The sequence below is a fragment of the Flagellimonas aquimarina genome, from assembly GCF_003149745.1.
Lineage (GTDB): Bacteria > Bacteroidota > Bacteroidia > Flavobacteriales > Flavobacteriaceae > Flagellimonas > Flagellimonas aquimarina.
In genome coordinates this window covers 236,337-253,648 of sequence record NZ_QGEG01000001.1, presented here as the reverse complement: position 1 = coordinate 253,648, position 17,312 = coordinate 236,337, and the positions used below count along the sequence as shown (strand labels likewise).

The 17,312-nt window shown below is 37.7% G+C and carries 14 protein-coding genes and 1 tRNA gene; 9 read left to right on the top strand and 6 right to left on the bottom strand.

Features of this window, described 5'->3' with window-relative positions:
- Positions 1–108: 108 nt before the first annotated feature.
- From DKG77_RS01165 to DKG77_RS01135, 7 genes are all read left to right on the top strand, one after another.
- Complete coding sequence (locus DKG77_RS01165; protein ID WP_165819323.1) at positions 109–648, top strand: DinB family protein; 540 nt, start codon at positions 109–111, stop codon at positions 646–648.
- A gap of 9 nt (positions 649–657) precedes the next feature.
- Positions 658–1,428, top strand: coding sequence for a DUF3108 domain-containing protein (locus DKG77_RS01160; RefSeq protein ID WP_109659401.1), 771 nt, complete (start codon positions 658–660; stop codon positions 1,426–1,428).
- Positions 1,429–1,617: 189 nt separating this feature from the next.
- On the top strand, positions 1,618–2,205 hold the full coding sequence (locus DKG77_RS01155; RefSeq protein ID WP_133248396.1) for a hypothetical protein: 588 nt from the start codon (positions 1,618–1,620) through the stop codon (positions 2,203–2,205).
- Positions 2,206–2,237: 32 nt separating this feature from the next.
- Positions 2,238–2,411, top strand: a complete 174-nt coding sequence (locus DKG77_RS17270) for a DUF1272 domain-containing protein (protein ID WP_417935450.1) — start codon at positions 2,238–2,240, stop codon at positions 2,409–2,411.
- On the top strand, positions 2,408–2,851 hold the full coding sequence (locus DKG77_RS01145) for a GNAT family N-acetyltransferase (RefSeq protein ID WP_109659394.1): 444 nt from the start codon (positions 2,408–2,410) through the stop codon (positions 2,849–2,851). Before DKG77_RS17270 ends, DKG77_RS01145 begins: the two co-directional genes overlap by 4 nt.
- Positions 2,852–3,585: 734 nt before the next feature.
- On the top strand, positions 3,586–4,005 hold the full coding sequence (locus DKG77_RS16910; protein ID WP_165819322.1) for a helix-turn-helix domain-containing protein: 420 nt from the start codon (positions 3,586–3,588) through the stop codon (positions 4,003–4,005).
- A gap of 97 nt (positions 4,006–4,102) precedes the next feature.
- The gene (locus DKG77_RS01135) at positions 4,103–4,798 is read left to right on the top strand and encodes a hypothetical protein (protein ID WP_109659391.1); all 696 of its coding nucleotides are present in this window, start codon (positions 4,103–4,105) and stop codon (positions 4,796–4,798) included.
- Positions 4,799–5,093: 295 nt separating this feature from the next.
- Here DKG77_RS01135 and DKG77_RS01130 read toward each other — a convergent pair whose 3' ends face one another.
- The 6 genes from DKG77_RS01130 to dnaE form a co-directional block, all read right to left on the bottom strand.
- Positions 5,094–7,331 (bottom strand): hypothetical protein, encoded by a 2,238-nt coding sequence (locus DKG77_RS01130; protein WP_109659389.1) that lies wholly within the window; start codon positions 7,329–7,331, stop codon positions 5,094–5,096.
- Between the two features lie 236 nt (positions 7,332–7,567).
- A complete protein-coding gene (locus tag DKG77_RS01125) occupies positions 7,568–9,430 on the bottom strand; it encodes a tetratricopeptide repeat protein (protein ID WP_109659387.1) in 1,863 nt (620 codons plus the stop codon).
- Positions 9,431–9,863: 433 nt separating this feature from the next.
- A tRNA-Asp gene (locus DKG77_RS01120) sits at positions 9,864–9,937 on the bottom strand.
- A 134-nt stretch (positions 9,938–10,071) separates the two neighbouring features.
- Positions 10,072–11,001 carry a DUF58 domain-containing protein gene (locus DKG77_RS01115; RefSeq protein WP_109659385.1) on the bottom strand — a complete coding sequence of 310 codons (930 nt, stop codon included), beginning with the start codon at positions 10,999–11,001 and terminating at the stop codon, positions 10,072–10,074.
- A gap of 83 nt (positions 11,002–11,084) precedes the next feature.
- A complete protein-coding gene (trxA, locus tag DKG77_RS01110) occupies positions 11,085–11,402 on the bottom strand; it encodes a thioredoxin (protein ID WP_109659383.1) in 318 nt (105 codons plus the stop codon).
- 105 nt (positions 11,403–11,507) lie between these two features.
- Positions 11,508–15,893, bottom strand: coding sequence for a DNA polymerase III subunit alpha (dnaE, locus tag DKG77_RS01105; protein WP_109659381.1), 4,386 nt, complete (start codon positions 15,891–15,893; stop codon positions 11,508–11,510).
- 232 nt (positions 15,894–16,125) lie between these two features.
- Between dnaE and DKG77_RS01100 the strand changes: the two genes are divergently transcribed.
- Entirely contained in the window at positions 16,126–16,758 is a 633-nt protein-coding gene (locus DKG77_RS01100; RefSeq protein WP_109659379.1) for a 30S ribosomal protein S16, read from the top strand.
- An 11-nt stretch (positions 16,759–16,769) separates the two neighbouring features.
- Positions 16,770–17,297 (top strand): ribosome maturation factor RimM, encoded by a 528-nt coding sequence (gene rimM / locus DKG77_RS01095; protein WP_109659377.1) that lies wholly within the window; start codon positions 16,770–16,772, stop codon positions 17,295–17,297.
- Positions 17,298–17,312: the final 15 nt, after the last annotated feature.

Genomic DNA, 17,312 nt, shown 5'->3' with positions numbered 1-17,312 from the left:
ATCTATACCTGTTATCAATTAATTAATAACAATAAGTTGCAGACGGAAAACTTCAATAATACATTCATTTAAATATTTAGAATGAAGGATGACTTAAGTTTTTATAAAATGAAAAATGTCAAAAGAATAGCGTACGTATTTGTTTTTTTAGCCTCACAATGGATGACCGGTCAGAAAATGACGGTGGGCGATTATGAAAAGGCATGGGATAATATGTCTAAAATGCTAATAGATACGGCTGAGAGAATACCCGAATCTTTATATGATCAAAAGCCAAATGAAAAAATCAGAAGTTTTGGCGAACAAATCAATCATTTGACAAGGTCTAATATTGGATTGGGAATGATGGTCTTTGGAAAAAGACCTGAGTTTTCTTTTGACAAAAAGAACCCTCCAAATGATAAAAATGGAATAATCGACCTTTTTAGAAAATCATCTGACTATTTCAAGCAAAACTTACTGTCCTTAAATGATAGCGCACTTGGCGATATAATCGAATGGGGAAGACCTGGGAGTGGAAGAAAAATCACTAAACATCAAGGGCTTTTAATGATCTATAGTCACTTTCAGCTTGAATATGGTAAAATAACAATATATGCTAGACTAAATAATATAGAACCGGCACCATCTTCTGGATGGAGTTTCTAAATTTTGTATATGTTTTTGGTCTTAAAGGGGTTTTTTCATAAGGAAGTCAATCGCAGCTGGGTTTGGTTACTAGTGCTCGCTGTTTTGTATTCATGTTCCAAGAATGAACAGAGTGAAAACATTCCTTTATACCAGAAGATTTTGCCAGGAAGTAAAGAACTGGAAATTGTCAAGAAGGATTTGCACTCTAATAAATATTCCAAACCCTGGGGAACAATGGTTTATGGCTTAGAAGAAATTTTTATTGACAATAATAAGTATTGGCAGCTAAACATTGATTTCATGGTTAATGGAAAAGCCTCACCAGATACAGTTTATTTTGATGCTAAAACCTTGGCATTTTATAAAAAATCCTTTAAAAATGCCTTTTCTGAATATACTGGGAACTTAAAGTTTGAGAACAATAAACTTATAGGAAAGCTAGCTCCATATACAGAGGATTCTCAATTAAAAACTCCTTTGTTATACGATAGAGTATTTCCACATGAAGTGTTTGAGCCAGCCATGTTAAATTATTTATTGGGAGTCCTTCCTTTAAAAAAGGGATACAAAGTATCGTTGCCCATGTTGGATTTAAATAATGGATCTTCAATAATTTGGGCAAATGTTGAAGTCCTTGGAAAGGAGAACGTCCGTATTAAAGGAAAAAAGTATGAAACATGGAAGGTTTTGTCCAGGGGCAGCCGGGAAAAAACATTTTGGATTGATACCGAAAAAAAAGCTATGATAAAGATGGAAAACAAGGGGGTTTGGTTTCAATGGAAGCTAAATGAATCTTGAATGGAAAGGGAGGTTATTGGGTTCAAAGTTAATGAGTATGCAAGGTCTATAATCGTTTATAAATCTTTTTTCTTTAAAATACCCTCCTTTTTCTAAATAGTAAATGACTTTCATAATAGTTGATCATTGAAAAAAAAGGGAGTCAATAGCATAATTATGTAACAATGATTGAGAAAAGTAAATAACGATATGAGGAAGGCGTTTGTTTTAATTTGTATTCTAATTGCTTGGATGGGATGCAATCAACTTGACGATGGCAAAATTAAGCTAACAACAAATTTGGGGAACTATGGTAAAATAAACCCGAGTGCCCCAAAAGAAACAGAGCAATGGGGTCAATTAGCTGGAGAATGGGACTGCATTTCAATAGACTTGGATACAAGAAACAAAACGGAAGCTAAGTGGTATTCCAACAAAGCTACTTGGAAATGGGAATATGTGCTTGGAGGTCATGCAGTACTTAATCAATGGTGGCAAGAGGATACTTCTCCAAACCCAATTAGTAAAGAGTATTTTGCCACTGGCATATTTATTTTTAATCCAAAGACTGCAAAGTGGGAAGCTGTTGTTATGAATTCAAGACCCCATAAAATCTCGCCAAAGTTTGAGGCTGAATATAGAGATGGAAAAATTCAAATGCATGATGGAACAGGGAAATGGTTAGTCACTTTTTATGATATAGAAGAAAATTCTTTTCAATGGAAATATGAAATTCTTTCAGACAATGGAAAGTGGGAACCAATTAGCAAAATAAGTGCAAGGCGAATGAAAGTATAAGCTTTGCGAAAAGTTTTATTAGGACTATAGCTATGGAAATGCGGAATAAATGTGAAAAGTGTGATATTATATTAAATCATGAGTCTGATGCGTATATATGTAGTTATGAATTTACATTTTGTAGCACTTGTTCTACAGGTATGAATTACAATTGTATTAATTGTAATGGAGAATTGGTTATTCGTCCTAAAAGAAAAGTGCAATGAAGTTCAGAAAAGCCATATTTGGGGATATACCCAAGCTAGTTAAACTATTTGAAGAATATAGGGTTTTTTATGGAGAAGAACCCAACTTGGAACTTGCTACCAATTTCATTGAACATCGCATTAAGAATGGCGAATCAGTAGTGTTTATTTGTGAAAATAAGGATAATCAAATTATCGGTTTTGCCCAATTGTATCCTCTTTTTTCTTCCACACGGCTAAAGAAAATATGGTTGTTGAATGATTTATTTGTTGATGAGAATTTCAGAGGACTTGGCATTTCAAAAGAATTATTGGATTGTGCTAAAGATCTATGTAGGGAAACAGGTGCTTGTGAGCTTACTTTAGAAACACAAAGGAATAATGTCATTGCCAATCGACTGTATAAAAAAACTGACTTTTCATTGGACATTGAGCATAACTTTTATGCCTGGTCTGGATAGAATGACATTCTTAATATCCTTATAAAATGCTTTTTGATTGGAAAAGTGCGCTGCTATTTGTTGGTGCTGGACAGGGTTTAATAGTTGGGTTAATTTTACTATTTGAAAAAACGGAAAACTACAAGCGGATTTTTGGTTTGACAACTATTTTGTTTGCTATACATTTAATTGAATATAGCATTTTTAGATCACCCAACAGTTTCGATAAACTAGTAGGGTTTTTTGGATACCGGTTTCCAATCAGACTATGTGTTGGTCCACTTTTTCTTATATATACATTAAGATTTGCCCAGGTAAAAAAATTGGGTTATTTGGCTATTACCCTTCATTTTGTCCCTGCACTTGTTTCATTGTTGTTATTGATTCCTTTTTTTATTTTACCACTCAGTACAAAGAGCTTTCTTCTTGACAGTTTTGTTCCTTTCGGAAATCAATATTATGATAAGCTGATATCATTCCTATGGATAGTGTCTATTTTTTCAATGTTTATTTACCTCTTTTTTAGTTTAATCACGATTATAAAATATAGCAGAAGAAGTGCTGAACATCATGGTAATAAAGAAAAATTTTGGGTTTTATCCTTATATAGGTTCACTTTTTTATGTGTAGCGGTTCTTGTTGGATACTTATTTGCTGTTGCACTTCGCTTGTTCGAAGCTCTAGATACTTCTATGCTTTATTCTATAATGTCATTTATACTTATGATAAATCTGGTCATTTTATCAATAGCGGTTATGAAACAGAAAAGGATCATTCCAGTTGAGGCAATGGGACCAAAAAGGGCCTTTCATGCAATGAGCAAAGTTAATAAGGTGACAGTGGATGAGTTATTTGAAATGGATACGGTGGTTTTAGCCAATAGTCTTTTTCTAAACCCTAACTTAACAATTAACGATCTAGCATCTGTATTGCAGATACCTTCCCATGTAATTTCATACAGAATTAATAGAGGTCATAAGAAATCGTTTTTTACTTATATAAATGAATACAGGGTTGAACACTCTAAGAGCCTTCTTTCCAAAACAAATGTTAAAATGCTGGCAGTCGCACTTGATTCTGGGTTTTCAAATAAAACCAGTTTTCATAGAACATTTAAGAGAATTGAGGGTATTACCCCCGAAACTTTTCGTTTCAAACACAGAATATTACAATAACACTTTTTTAAAATGTTACCCTATTTAGCAAAAACTATTGTAATGCGTTCTTGACTTTTGATTTGTTTTACGATATCTAAAATTTTAATTCACAAATATGAAAACTTCTAAATTATTGGTGATATGCTTATTAAGCATTTCTTTTGTCAAGGCACAAAGCAAGAGCTTTTCTGATGATATGAAGACTGGCTTTGATACGTACTCCAATGGAGAAACTTTTTCGGATTGGAAAAAAGGAGCGGAAATCTTGGAAAAAGTAAGTGAGAGCTACAAAGACCAATGGCTCCCAAATTATTGGGCTAGTTATTTCTATACACAATTAGTAAGAAATATACCAAAAGATAATCGGCCAGAAGGAGTAACTGAGGAGCTTCTGCTCAAAAAAGCACAAGAAAATATTGATAAGGCATATGGGAGAATCGAAAAGATGAACCAGAAAATGAAATCCGACTTCCATGCATTGCAGTCACTGATTTACAATTTCAGTGAATGGACCTCTGTCAATGAAGTTTTGAAAAAAGAGTTTCACGAAAAAGCTGAAACAGAATTGAAAAGAGCCATTAGCTCCAATTCCAATAACCCTTTAACAGATGTTATCGTGGCAACAAATCTCATAAAAAAGGGGGAATATCAATCCGTTTATGCCGGAAGAGTACTTTTGTTAAATGCCAAAAGTAAATATGACATGAGAATTGAACCTAGATATATGTCTTCTCATTGGAATGAACAATGGATTGGTTATTGGCTTGGTTCGGCTAATAAAGGGGTTGAGTTTTTGACAAAAACTGAATGATGACAACCAGGTAAAATTGTTTTTTGATTTCAGTTTCTATTAATAAAAAAACCCCAAGAATCAAATGATTATTGGGGTTTTAACTTTCTGTTTCTGCGGTCTGGAAGGAACCCGAACTTTTCTTCAAAATGCCCGCGTTTTAAGGCCTAAAAATGGTTGCTTTTTGGGTGCACCGCAAGGCTTTCCTTTTTACCAAGTTTGGCGTTTCAAAAATTGTATTTGATAGATTTTGGTTCGTAATCAATTACAAAATAAACCTATTTTAGGATGATTCAGCCTATTCTAAAACTTTAGATTATAAATCTGGAACCAATATTTTGACAATGGATTTCGGGTCAAAAAGATTAAAACTTGCCACATTTGTTCGTTCCCCACCTTGTTCAATAAAGAAGATAAATTCATTGCTATTATGGTTTTTAATGAATCCAACCCCTGCAAAATCTGAATATGATTTTACTTGATTGGCAATGTCTTGTTTCAACTTGTCAAGACGATCAAGTATTTCTTGAGTTGGCACAGCATCAAAAATAGCCTGGGCACTGATCATAATATCACTGGTCTCCGCAATGAACTTCACATTATCGGCAGCCAAGGTCAACTGGTTGACTTGTTCATTGGTCAATACCTGAAAATCTAAGGTAACATTGCGGTTGCTGGTAAACGGGACCGCGCATGCAGTAATAGGCAAGCCCCAAGTGATGGTAGCTGTAACCGTTTTGTTCACACGGTCCAAACTTGCCAATTTCCTTAACGATGCTTCCAATTCTACTCTGGTTTGGTCATTGTCGGTTTGGTTATTTACGGCGTTTCTCATGCGAATCAAGGCATCTCTGTAGGGCTTAACAATCCCGTTGACAATACTTGGAATATTATCACTGCAATATACAGCGCCTCTACTGGACACTTCTTCTTCGGCCCTTCTACGTCCTTCTGCTATTCCTTCAGCTACTTTATCATCTATCGTTTGTAAAGCTGTCGAGATTATTCCTGGTAAAACTTGTCGTAACCCTCGTAGGCTCAACTCAAATTCATAATCTGCCGTGGCTTGTTCCAAATTGGCAAGTGCATCTTGGGCAACGGTCAAAGTCGAATCAATTCTTTGGGATATTTCCACATCTAGGCCAGAAACAAAATCGGTCGGTGCGCTGACCACCACTTCGCTCTCGTCTTTTTTTATGGCCGCTTGTACGGACCATTCTTTATCGTTTTTGAAGTATGTACCCCCTATTTCAAACGCAGGATTGGAAAAGCGCATGGCCCCCTCAATACCCTGTTGGTTGTTTGGTGTTTCAATACTAAAGGTCCCCTGAACACCAATATCAAAAACTCCATTTTGGTTTACATAACCATCTGCACTCAAACTGCCATCGGGTTTAATTGGGATAAAATTGGGATACCACGACAAATCCGGGTCTACTTCCCCGTTAATAAATGCCCTAGCTTCAATACCATTATTGGTAGAAGCTTCGGCAACCACAGCTGCACTTCCTGAGGCTATCGGAAAGCCAAAGGAGATGAACGAGTTAATTTCAAGTGCTAAGTCCATCTTTCCGTTGAAACCAGAGCGATAACCAACGCCAATATCAGAGGACAAGGGATCCTGTAAATCAGCGTCAATGCTAAAACCTTTGTTCTCGTACAAGAGCCCACTCATCTCAACTATTTTGAAGAGAGAGGCGGAACCACCCACCACGGTTTTGGCACCAAAGCTTACCACATCATCAACCGGATTGGTGGGTTCGTAAACGATATTACCCCCAAAAGAACCCCCAAAACTAACACCTAACAATCTACCATCATTACTACTATTACCATTATCTCCTCCATTATCACCACCACCGTTATTGTTGTTGTCTTCTCCATCCCCGCCAGCAATTCCACCTCCAATAGAGAAAAAGAACATTGGATCTGTATAATCTGTTATAAGGGCTATACCGGCACTTCCCGGGCTTATTGAAAGGGGTTTGGTAGCGTTGGGATCATCATTGACTCCAATTTTAAGCTCAATATTGGCTTGTATGTTGAAAACAAAATACGACCTATCGTCTTTTAGAACAATTTCATAATTACGGTTTTCATTAAGGTATTTCCCCGAGTAGAATCCAATATCCGCCTGGAGCGGTTGTGCAAATTCAAAAAAGTTTTCCAGCGGAGGTACTTCAACATTTCCAGTTAAACCTTTTAATGTACCATCATCATTAAACGAGACATCGATATCGGCATTTTCGAATACAACTTCGCCGATGGAATCCAATGGAATGGTCAATTTGCCTTCTAGCATATAGCCATCATCCGTTTCGGTGACAGTTCCCTCTGGCACAAATGATTCTTGATTAAGGCCCGTGGCCGGGTTTTCGCATTTGTCGGGGCATTTGTCAGGATTAGCACAAGGGTCGTCACAAGGTTCTATCCCGATTGGGTCAGTGGGGTCAGGCACAATCACATCTTCAATATCTTCGCTACCGCATGATAGGGTTAACGCAAGTATGAGCAAAAGACCTAATTTCTGAAAAAGAGCGTTTTTGGTTTTCATAATCCTTTTGTTTTGTGGGTTAAACTTGATTAAATTTTGTGTGACTCGCTCGGTAACTGTCCGGAACCCTTAACCGAGCAAGACCACAAAACGGTTGTCATTGCTTTGATTGGTTTTCAATGACATTCCAAACTTAAAGCGCTGGTTTTCAGTATAAAAAAATGCTGTGGGGACAAAAAGGGGACAAGCCCGTAAAGCCTTATTTTATTGGGTTAATGGGAAGTAGCTTCTAGTGATTAGAGCGCCGCAATAGTGGTTTCCAAAGAATCTTGACGTTCTAGATTCATTTTTTTGCGAAGGCGTTGGCGAGCTTTTTTAATACCCTCACCGGAAATGTTCAAAATATTGGCGATTTCTTTGGAAGAAAGATTCATTCTAATGAGTGCCATGAGTCGCAGTTCACTTTTGGAGATGGTGGGATAGGTCTGTGCAGCGTTTTTGGAGAAATCTTTATGTACCGCCTCAAAGTATTGGGTAAAACTTTGCCAATGTTTATCGTCTTGTTGATCAAAAGTAATGGTACTGATAAGCTCTCGGTAATCGCTTGACGTTTCTTTTTCTTGTATCTCAGTTACCCTTTGCTTTAAGTTTTCCAGCACCTCGTTCTTTTTTGCAAGATGAAGAGCGTGGGTGGTAAGTTCTTTCTTTTTAAAGGCCAATTGGGCATCAACTTTTTCTTTTTCCAGCTTGTTTCTTTTAACCTTTTGATGAAAGCCATAGAAGCCCAGTCCCAGTACAATTAGTGCAAGGCCCAATCCACCTCCTAAGAGTAATTTTTGCTGATAACTTATTTGAGCTTCTTTCTCCAAAACGGCGATGTCCTTTTCTTGCATGGCAATTTGCTGCTCTTTTTTTTCTGTTTCGTATATCGTCTTAAGCTCCCCTATTTGCTGTGATTTTGTGTTGTTATATATGGAATCACTTAACTGTTTATGGTATAAATGATCATCATAGGCCAATTTGTGGTTATTTATCCTGGCGTGGAGCTCAGACCTCCCTTTATAAGCATTACTGAGATTTGCTTTCGAACCCCCTTTATTAATATGTTCAATGGACTTAGAATAATAAGAAATTGCCAAATTATTATTGTTCAACCCGGCATGTACTGCCGCCAAGGCATTATACCCTTCCACCATTTTGTTTTTGGCTCCAATTTTTTCGGCAGTTTCAATTCCCTTAGAGATATAGTTTATGGCTTCACTTGGTCGATTCGATTTGGCATACGCATTTCCCAAATTGGTTAGAACAGTAGATTTGAGACTTTGATTTTTAATAATCTTGTTTACCTCAATGGCTTTTCCCAAATACGCAATAGCCTGTTCATAATTTTCAAGCGAATAGTAATCGAGACCAATGTCATTTAATACATTGACTTCGAAGAATTTATCATTGAATTCTCGGTATACTTCTAGAGCCTCTAGGTTATACTCAATACTTTTCTCGTAATTGGCTTGAATGCTTTCTGTGCTTGCCAGCAAATTCAGAGCATCGGCCTTTTGGATAGGCCTGTTCAATTTTTCAAGAATCCGCAGTTCTTTGATAACCTGCTGTGTGGCAATTCTGTAATTCCCTTTAAATTTGTGTATCAACCCTTTATTATGGTAAAATGGAATTAATGCTGTGCTATCACTGCTATGTTTGTTTAAGGTAGCTATACCCTCGTCTAAAATCTTAAGCGCTTCATCATAGTTGCCTAAATTGTATTCTACACCTGCAAAATTTCTGATGGCTACCGCTTCTAATCCATGGTGTTCAATATCTCGAAAAATGATTCTGGCTTTGCTGTAATCTATTTTGGCCGAATCCAGGTGGGAGCGATATTCGTCTAATACCCCAAAATGCAAGTAGGCCATTCCCACCCCCTTTTTGTAATCGAGTTTTTGGGATAATTCCAGCTCTTCAATAACGTACTTCTCTGCTTCATTTAGGTTATTGTTCAAGTAACTGTCAAAAAGAAGTTTAATGGTGCCGATTTTGGATGTGTCTTCAGCTTGACTTTGGTATACTTTGAGTAAGCTATCAAGTGTTTTGGTATGTTGGGCATTGGCAATGGATGCCATGAGAAGTGCGAATACTATATAGAGCCATGAGGATTTCATAGAGGTCGGTTTACTTTTTAAAAATAAGCAATTTCAACCAACACTCTGAAAAAGAATTAATTATGGAAACAGGCTGGCTAAATTCGATTTAACATCAAAAAGAAAGGAACACTATATCTTATCAAATTTGGATGAGATTAGTAGTCAATTATCTTTATTTATTCCCAATTACAAGCAGAAAAGTAAAATACTAAGTACTCTTAATATTCCTATCCAAACTCATGGAAAGATTGATCAAACCTCAAGTATCTAAAGAAAAAAGAACTCTAGAGGAGTCATAAGTATTTTAAATTTATGAGGTCTTGATTTAATATAGATTAAAAGTACGATGAATTATGTGCCAATAGTTCATCTTTTTATCACCTCATTCATTCTCTTTAAAAGAAAAATCCTTATAAATCAATGATTTATAAGGATTTATAAATTAACTCTGCGGTCTGGACGGGACTCGAACCCGCGACCCCCTGCGTGACAGGCAGGTATTCTAACCAACTGAACTACCAGACCAATGATTTTATCTAAAATAGACTCTGACAACAGTCAGATTCAAACCTTGTTACAATTGCTTTTTGTGAAGCGAGTGCAAATATACACTCCTGTTTTCGATTGAACAAAAGATTTTTTAAAAATAAAATGAAGAACTATACAAACGTTTGCCGCTCTATCATAAAGGTGTTCAGTACTTGCGAAAAATTGGAGCTTACATCCACACCCACATATTTTATTCTGTATTGCGCACACTTCAATTTTAGGTCTTCCTGATATTGCTCCACTTTTTCATGATAAGCCTTTTTAATATTGTCTGCATATAAATCTATGTGCGCCCCGGTTTCTACATCAACAAAACGCTTGGGAGTGTTTTCAAAATCAAAATTAAGTTCATGCTTGTAATCTAATAGATGAAAAAGCACCACAGCATGTTTGTTATATTTTAAATGACGAAGTGCTTCAAATAATCGAGCTTCTTCCGTTTCTGTTTGGAACATATCAGAAAACAAAAAGATAAGACTACGGCGGTGTATTTTCTCTGCAATTTGATGCAAATACGTATAAGTTTTGGTTGTTTTAGAAGTGTTTGCGGTTCTTGAAACTTCGTTCAACTTGGAAAACAACATTTGAAAATGTCGTTCACTACTTTTCTCGGAAGCATAAAAATTATATGAATCTGAATAAATGCTCAGCCCAACTGCATCGCGTTGTTTTTTTAAAATTTGCATAAGGGCGGCTATGGCCAAGACCCCAAAACCTACTTTGTTTAGATTATCTATATCTGGTTGTTTTATTTCAGGATAATACATGGAAGCTGAGTTATCCAGAATCATATGGCATCTTAAATTGGTTTCGTCCTCATATCTCTTGGTGTATAATCTGTCGGTTTTAGCAAATAGCTTCCAATCAATATGCTTTGTGCTTTCTCCTGGATTGTAGATCTTATGTTCTGCAAATTCGGCAGAAAACCCATGAAACGGACTTTTATGTATACCACTTATAAAACCCTCAACAATTTGGTTTGCCAAAAGCTCAAGGTTTTGAAAGAGTTGTGCTTTATGAAGTTCTGATCTAATATCCATACAAAGATTGATGCCTCAATATAAAACAAAAAAGGTTTGGCACATGCCAAACCTTTTTTAAAACTTGTAATTATTTATAAAGCTTACAATGCAGCTTCTATAGCATCTGTATATACTTTCTTAGGAGATACCCCAACTTGGCGGTTTACAATCTCACCATCCTTAAAAACAAGGACTGTGGGGATGTTACGAACACCATACTTAGCCGCAAACTGCTGATTGGCATCCACATCCACTTTTCCAACAACTGCTTTGCCTTCATATTCAGAGCTTACCTCATCAATGATAGGACCTACCATTCTACAAGGGCCGCACCATGCTGCCCAAAAATCTACAACGACAGGTTTGTCGCTCTTAAGTACTACTTCATCAAAAGTTGCATCTGTTATTTCTAGTGCCATTTTATTTGTTTTAATATTCGCAAATTTAGTCAAATATTGACCACTTTCCTTACTGGCCTTATATTCGTTTTAATTATCGTGCCATCAACATTAATTATTGTTGGATCAGTTCAATTTGTAATGTATCTCATTCTCTTCCAGCTCAGAAAGAAGTTCACTGTTGATTTTTACTTTTTGTTTTCTACTAGAAAGATTAAGCTTTATTTCATCTTGCATTTCATAAACTACAAAATTGAGTATATGGTCTCCTTTATGGGATGCCAATGTGTTCTTTAAGATTTGTATTCGCTTTTCCTGTAGACGATCAATATTTAATTTGATGGTCAATTTTTTGGCATAGGAGTCCATAACATCTTGAAGCTGTTTAAAATCATTAAACTGTAATCTTGGGTCTCCTTTTTTACCGGTTTCTCTATTTATCCACCCTTCACGAACATAGGTTTTTACGTGCACAAAGGAATTGATCATTAAAAAATGACGGAACTTTAAGTATTCTTCTCCAAAAATCCGGAATTCATGAGTATCTGTGTAATCTTCCAAGGTGAAAAGACCCCATCCCTTTCCATTTTTGGAAATACGATGCTGTACATCTGTAATTACCCCAGCCACTGTCAATTCATGATTGACATAATTGTCCAAATTGGAAAACGCGGAAACACTGCTATTGCAAAAGGCAGTGATCTCCTTTTTAAAATCATCCAAAGGATGTCCTGAAATATAGATGCCCACTACTTCCTTTTCACGCCGAAGTTTTTCCATTGTGCCCCAATCTTCGCATGGAGGAACAACGGGTTCTGCAATTTGCGCTTCGCTAGTCCCCCCGAACATATCCATCTGCGAGGAGTTTTTATTTTCCTGATATTTTGATGCTGACTTTATCACTTTTTCCAGAAAGGATATCCCATCTCCTTCATCATGAAAATATTGCGACCTATGGGTGTCTCCAAAAGAATCGAACCCTCCAGCTAGAGCAAGGTTTTCAAAGGATTTTTTATTGGCGGAACGCAGTTCCACACGTTTGGCCAGATCAAAAACTGACTTATAAGGACCATCTGCTTTTCTGTTTTCCACAATGGTTTCTACCGCAGAACGCCCCACACCTTTAATGGCTCCCATTCCAAAACGCACCGCATTGCTTTGGTTTACTGCAAATTTGTAATACGATTCGTTTACATCGGGGCCAAGAACTTCCAATCCCATACGTTTGCATTCTTCCATAAAGAAAGTGACCTGCTTAATATCGTTCATGTTATTGGATAAAACTGCTGCCATATATTCTGCAGGATAGTGTGCTTTTAGATATGCAGTTTGGTATGCAATGAACGCATAACAAGTGGAGTGACTTTTGTTAAAGGCATAGGATGCAAAAGCTTCCCAATCTTTCCAGATTTTTTCCAGAACATCTCTTGGGTGTCCGTTCTTTTCACCGCCATCCAGAAACTGTGGTTTTAATTTTTGCAGTAGGGCGAAAATCTTTTTACCCATGGCTTTACGCAGAACATCCGCATCACCCTTGGAAAAGCCTGCAAGTTTTTGCGAAAGTAACATCACTTGCTCTTGGTAAACCGTAATCCCATAGGTTTCCTTTAGGTATTCTTCCATATCGGGAAGGTCATAGGTAATCTCTTCATCCCCATGTTTTCTGGCAATAAAACTGGGGATATATTCCATTGGGCCAGGGCGGTACAAGGCATTCATGGCAATAAGGTCATCAAAAACGGTAGGTTTTAGGTTTTTCATGTGCTTTTGCATTCCTGGGGATTCATATTGAAATATTCCCACCGTATCACCGCGTTGGAACAATTCATATGTTTTTTCATCATCCAGAGGAAATTCGTCTGGAATCAGTTCAACCCCAGTCCTGGCCTTGACAATTTTTACTGTATCCTTGATGAGCGTCAAGGTCTTCAATCCCAAGAAATCCATTTTTAGCAAGCCGGCACTTTCTACAACGGAATTATCAAATTGGGTTACATATAAGTCCGAATCCTTGGCGGTGGCAACAGGCACAAAATTGGTAATGTCATCTGGCGTAATAATGACCCCACAAGCGTGAATTCCAGTATTACGAAGTGAACCCTCAAGAACACGGGCCATTTTTACCGTTTGCCCTTCTAAATCATCACCTTCTGAAATATTAAGGAGCTCATGCACCTTTTCTAAGTCATCTGATCGGAACTTCTTTTTTAACTCAGACTCTTCAACTCCAAAGATTTTGTTCAATTTGGACATGTTTGGGATAAGCTTTGCAATCCGATCTGCATCGTTAAGAGGTAAATCCAACACCCGAGCGGTATCCCTAATTGAAGATTTGGCGGCCATGGTGCCATAAGTAATAATTTGAGCAACCTGATTAGCGCCATATTTGTTGATCACATAGTCCATGACCCTCCCACGACCTTCATCATCAAAATCAATATCAATATCAGGCATGGACACCCTATCTGGATTTAAGAAACGCTCAAAAAGGAGATCGTACTTTAACGGGTCAATGTTGGTAATGCCCAAACAGTAAGCTACTACGGACCCCGCAGCTGAACCTCGACCAGGTCCTACGGATACATCCATGTTCCGTGCTTCCCTGATAAAATCTTCAACAATCAAAAAGTATCCTGGATATCCAGAATTCTCAATGGTTTTCAGTTCAAAATCAATTCGCTCTGTGATTTCATCTGTAATCTCATCATAGCGCTTTTCAGCACCTTGATAGGTAATATGACGCAGATAGGAGTTCTCGCCACGTTTACCGCTATCAGCTTCATCTTCTTGTACCTTGAATTCTTGTGGAATATCAAATTTTGGAAGTAGTACATCTCTTGCGAGATCAAAAGGTTCTACTTTGTCCACAACATCCTGGACATTTAAAATGGCTTCAGGAATATCTTTGAACAAGGTTTTCATTTCATCAGAAGACTTATAATAGTACTCCTGATTTGGCAATCCATAGCGGTAGCCACGTCCCCTTCCTATAGGAGTGGTTTGTTTCTCCCCATCTTTTACACAGAGCAAAATGTCATGTGCTTCGGCATCTTTTTTATCGCAATAATAAGTGTTGTTGGTAGCCACCAGTTTTACTTGATGCTTTTTGGCCAGTGGAACCAAAACTTGATTTACACGATCTTCGTCTTCTTGACCATGGCGCATCATTTCGACATACAAATCGTCTCCAAACTGACCTTTCCACCAGAGTAAGGCTTCTTCTGCCTGCTTTTCACCTACATTCAATATTTTGTTGGGCACTTCACCATAAAGATTTCCAGTAAGGGCAATTACATCTTCTTTATACTGCTCAACAATTTTTCTATCGATTCTGGGCACATAGTAAAACCCATCCGTATAGGCAATGGAAGACATTTTGGCCAAATTTAGATAGCCATTTTTGTTTTTGGCAAGCAGCACTATTTGATAACCATAATCCTTTACATTTTTATTGGTGTGGTCTTCGCAAACATAAAACTCGCAACCAACAATGGGGACTATTTCCTTTTCAGTTGTAGCTTCTCCGTTCTTTGCCAATTCGGCATTTTTTTCCTTTGCGATTTTGTTATGGGCCTTTACTTCTTTTACAAAATGAAAGGCGCCCATCATATTGGCATGGTCTGTCAAAGCAACTGCTGTCATTCCATTCTGTGCAGTTGACTTAACCAGATCTTTAATGTTTATGGTGGATTGAAGTACTGAAAACTGAGAGTGATTGTGCAGGTGTGCAAAGGATGCATCCGCCAGGCTTTCAACATTTTCATTGATTTCAGCTTCTGAAATTTCTCCAGTGTCCTCAGCCCAAAGCGCATCTGCAATGGCTTTTGATGCTTTTTTAAGATTGATATGTTTTAATCCGATAAGCTCAACCACCTGTGGGTTGGCCTCAGAGAAATGCTCAAAATAGTCTGGTTGTACGTCCAGTTCATTGATAGAGAAATGCTTTTTACGAACGAGTTCTAAAAAACATCGTGTAGTGGCTTCTACATCTGCAGTTGCATTATGTGCTTCTGCAAAAGGCTCGTCAAAAAGGTATTCATGGAGTTCGGTAAGGGTGGGTAATTTGAATTTACCACCACGTCCGCCAGGAATTCTACAAAGTTCTGCTGTAGCCTCTGTACAAGTGTCCAGGACTGGAAGTGTGGTAAGCGTACTTTCAACATCCATACGATGGAATTCGCAGCCCATGATGTTTATGTCGAAATCTACATTTTGACCAACTACAAATTTTGCTTTGGAAAGCGCTTCATTAAAAAGTTCTAAAGCTTCATGTAAAGGAACCCCGTCTTGTTCGGCCAAGGCGGTAGAAATGCCATGGATTTGTTCCGCCTCATACGGAATATTGAACCCTTCGGGTTGTACCAACATGTCTTGATGCTCTACCAAATTGCCCAAATCATCATGCAATTGCCATGCAATCTGGATGCAACGGGGCCAATTATCGGTATCCGTAATTGGTGCATTCCATCGCTTGGGTAGGCCAGTGGTTTCAGTATCAAAAATTAAAAACATATTGAAGGGTTCTTTTAGTTTGAACGTGTTCGATAGCTAAATTAAAAGCAATGGATAAAAATAAGGAAGAAGGCAGATTTCCAAAAAAAGAGTTGTAAAGATTTATCAACCAATAAAAAACACAAAACATATTGCCTGTTAAGGTATTTGAATTATATTTGCACCCGCTTAACTAGAAAGCGATAAAAAAGAATTAATAATCAGGGTCGGGCACCCTACAAATTAATGTGATATGCCAGTAAAGATTAGACTACAAAGACACGGTAAAAAAGGTAAACCATTCTATTGGGTGGTTGCTGCAGATTCCAGATCAAAAAGAGACGGTAAATTTTTGGAGAAATTAGGAACATATAATCCTAACACAAATCCTGCTACAATCAATTTAGATGTTGATGGATCTGTGAAATGGTTGAGCAATGGTGCACAACCTACAGATACTGCCAGAGCTATTTTATCTTATAAAGGTGTTATGATGAAGCACCATTTATTAGGTGGGGTTCGCAAAGGAGCTTTAACTGAAGAACAAGCAGAGGAAAAGTTCAAAGCCTGGGTTGAAGAAAAAGAAAAAGCCGTGGCTGCTAAAGTTGGTGGTTTGGATAAGGCTAAGGCAGAGGCTAAAGCCAAAGCATTGGAAGCTGAAAAAGAGGTTAGTGACAAAAGAGCTGCTGCAGCATTACCAGAAGTAGAAGAAGAAGTTGCTGAGGAAGCTGCTCCTGCTGAAGAAGTAGCTGAAACTGCAGAGGCTGCTGCGGAGGAGACTCCAGCAGTTGAAGAGCCAGCTAAAGAAGAAGTTGCTGAGCCGGAAGCTAAAGTTGAGGAGGCTGCTCCTGCTGAAGAAGCCGAAGCTAGCAAAGAAGAAGAGTAAACACTCAGGCGATGCGCAAGGAAGATTGCTTCTACCTGGGCAAAGTCGTTTCAAAATATAGTTTTAAGGGTGAATTGTTGGTAAAATTAGATACCGACGAACCCAATATCTACGAAAACATGGAATCAGTATTTGTTTCAATTGGAAACAATCTGATTCCATTTTTTATTGACCGCTGTAGATTACATAAATCCGCATTGCTTCGCATTGATTTTGAAGAGGTGAAAGACGAACCCACTGCAGACAAAATGATTGGAGCAGAATTGTATTTGCCATTGGATATGCTCCCACCTTTGACCGGAGACAAATTTTATTTTCATGAAGTCATTGGGTTTACTCTTATAGATGAGGTCCATGGAGATATCGGAGTGATCAAAGCTGTAAACGATAGTGCCTCTCAAGAACTTTTTGAAGCAGAGAAAGATGGCAAAGAGTTGTTGATTCCCGTTAGCGACGATATCATAACCAAAGTAGACAGGCAGAACAAACAGATTCATGTAAAGACACCAGAAGGGCTGGTGGAACTCTACCTCTCCTAAAAATCAAATTGTAGT

What these genes read in the sequence shown, in the direction of transcription:
- DKG77_RS01145 (WP_109659394.1), top strand. Translation starts at nt 2,408, where the DNA reads ATGAAGTTCAGAAAAGCCATATTTGGGGATATACCCAAGCTAGTTAAA.
- DKG77_RS17270 (WP_417935450.1), top strand. Translation starts at nt 2,238, where the DNA reads ATGGAAATGCGGAATAAATGTGAAAAGTGTGATATTATATTAAATCAT.
- dnaE (WP_109659381.1), bottom strand. Translation starts at nt 15,893, where the DNA reads ATGTTTTTAATTTTTGATACTGAAACCACTGGCCTACCCAAGCGATGG.
- DKG77_RS01135 (WP_109659391.1), top strand. Translation starts at nt 4,103, where the DNA reads ATGAAAACTTCTAAATTATTGGTGATATGCTTATTAAGCATTTCTTTT.
- DKG77_RS01160 (WP_109659401.1), top strand. Translation starts at nt 658, where the DNA reads ATGTTTTTGGTCTTAAAGGGGTTTTTTCATAAGGAAGTCAATCGCAGC.
- DKG77_RS01165 (WP_165819323.1), top strand. Translation starts at nt 109, where the DNA reads ATGAAAAATGTCAAAAGAATAGCGTACGTATTTGTTTTTTTAGCCTCA.
- DKG77_RS01155 (WP_133248396.1), top strand. Translation starts at nt 1,618, where the DNA reads ATGAGGAAGGCGTTTGTTTTAATTTGTATTCTAATTGCTTGGATGGGA.
- rimM (WP_109659377.1), top strand. Translation starts at nt 16,770, where the DNA reads ATGCGCAAGGAAGATTGCTTCTACCTGGGCAAAGTCGTTTCAAAATAT.
- DKG77_RS01100 (WP_109659379.1), top strand. Translation starts at nt 16,126, where the DNA reads ATGCCAGTAAAGATTAGACTACAAAGACACGGTAAAAAAGGTAAACCA.
- DKG77_RS01125 (WP_109659387.1), bottom strand. Translation starts at nt 9,430, where the DNA reads ATGAAATCCTCATGGCTCTATATAGTATTCGCACTTCTCATGGCATCC.
- DKG77_RS01130 (WP_109659389.1), bottom strand. Translation starts at nt 7,331, where the DNA reads ATGAAAACCAAAAACGCTCTTTTTCAGAAATTAGGTCTTTTGCTCATA.
- DKG77_RS16910 (WP_165819322.1), top strand. Translation starts at nt 3,586, where the DNA reads ATGAAACAGAAAAGGATCATTCCAGTTGAGGCAATGGGACCAAAAAGG.
- DKG77_RS01115 (WP_109659385.1), bottom strand. Translation starts at nt 11,001, where the DNA reads ATGGATATTAGATCAGAACTTCATAAAGCACAACTCTTTCAAAACCTT.
- trxA (WP_109659383.1), bottom strand. Translation starts at nt 11,402, where the DNA reads ATGGCACTAGAAATAACAGATGCAACTTTTGATGAAGTAGTACTTAAG.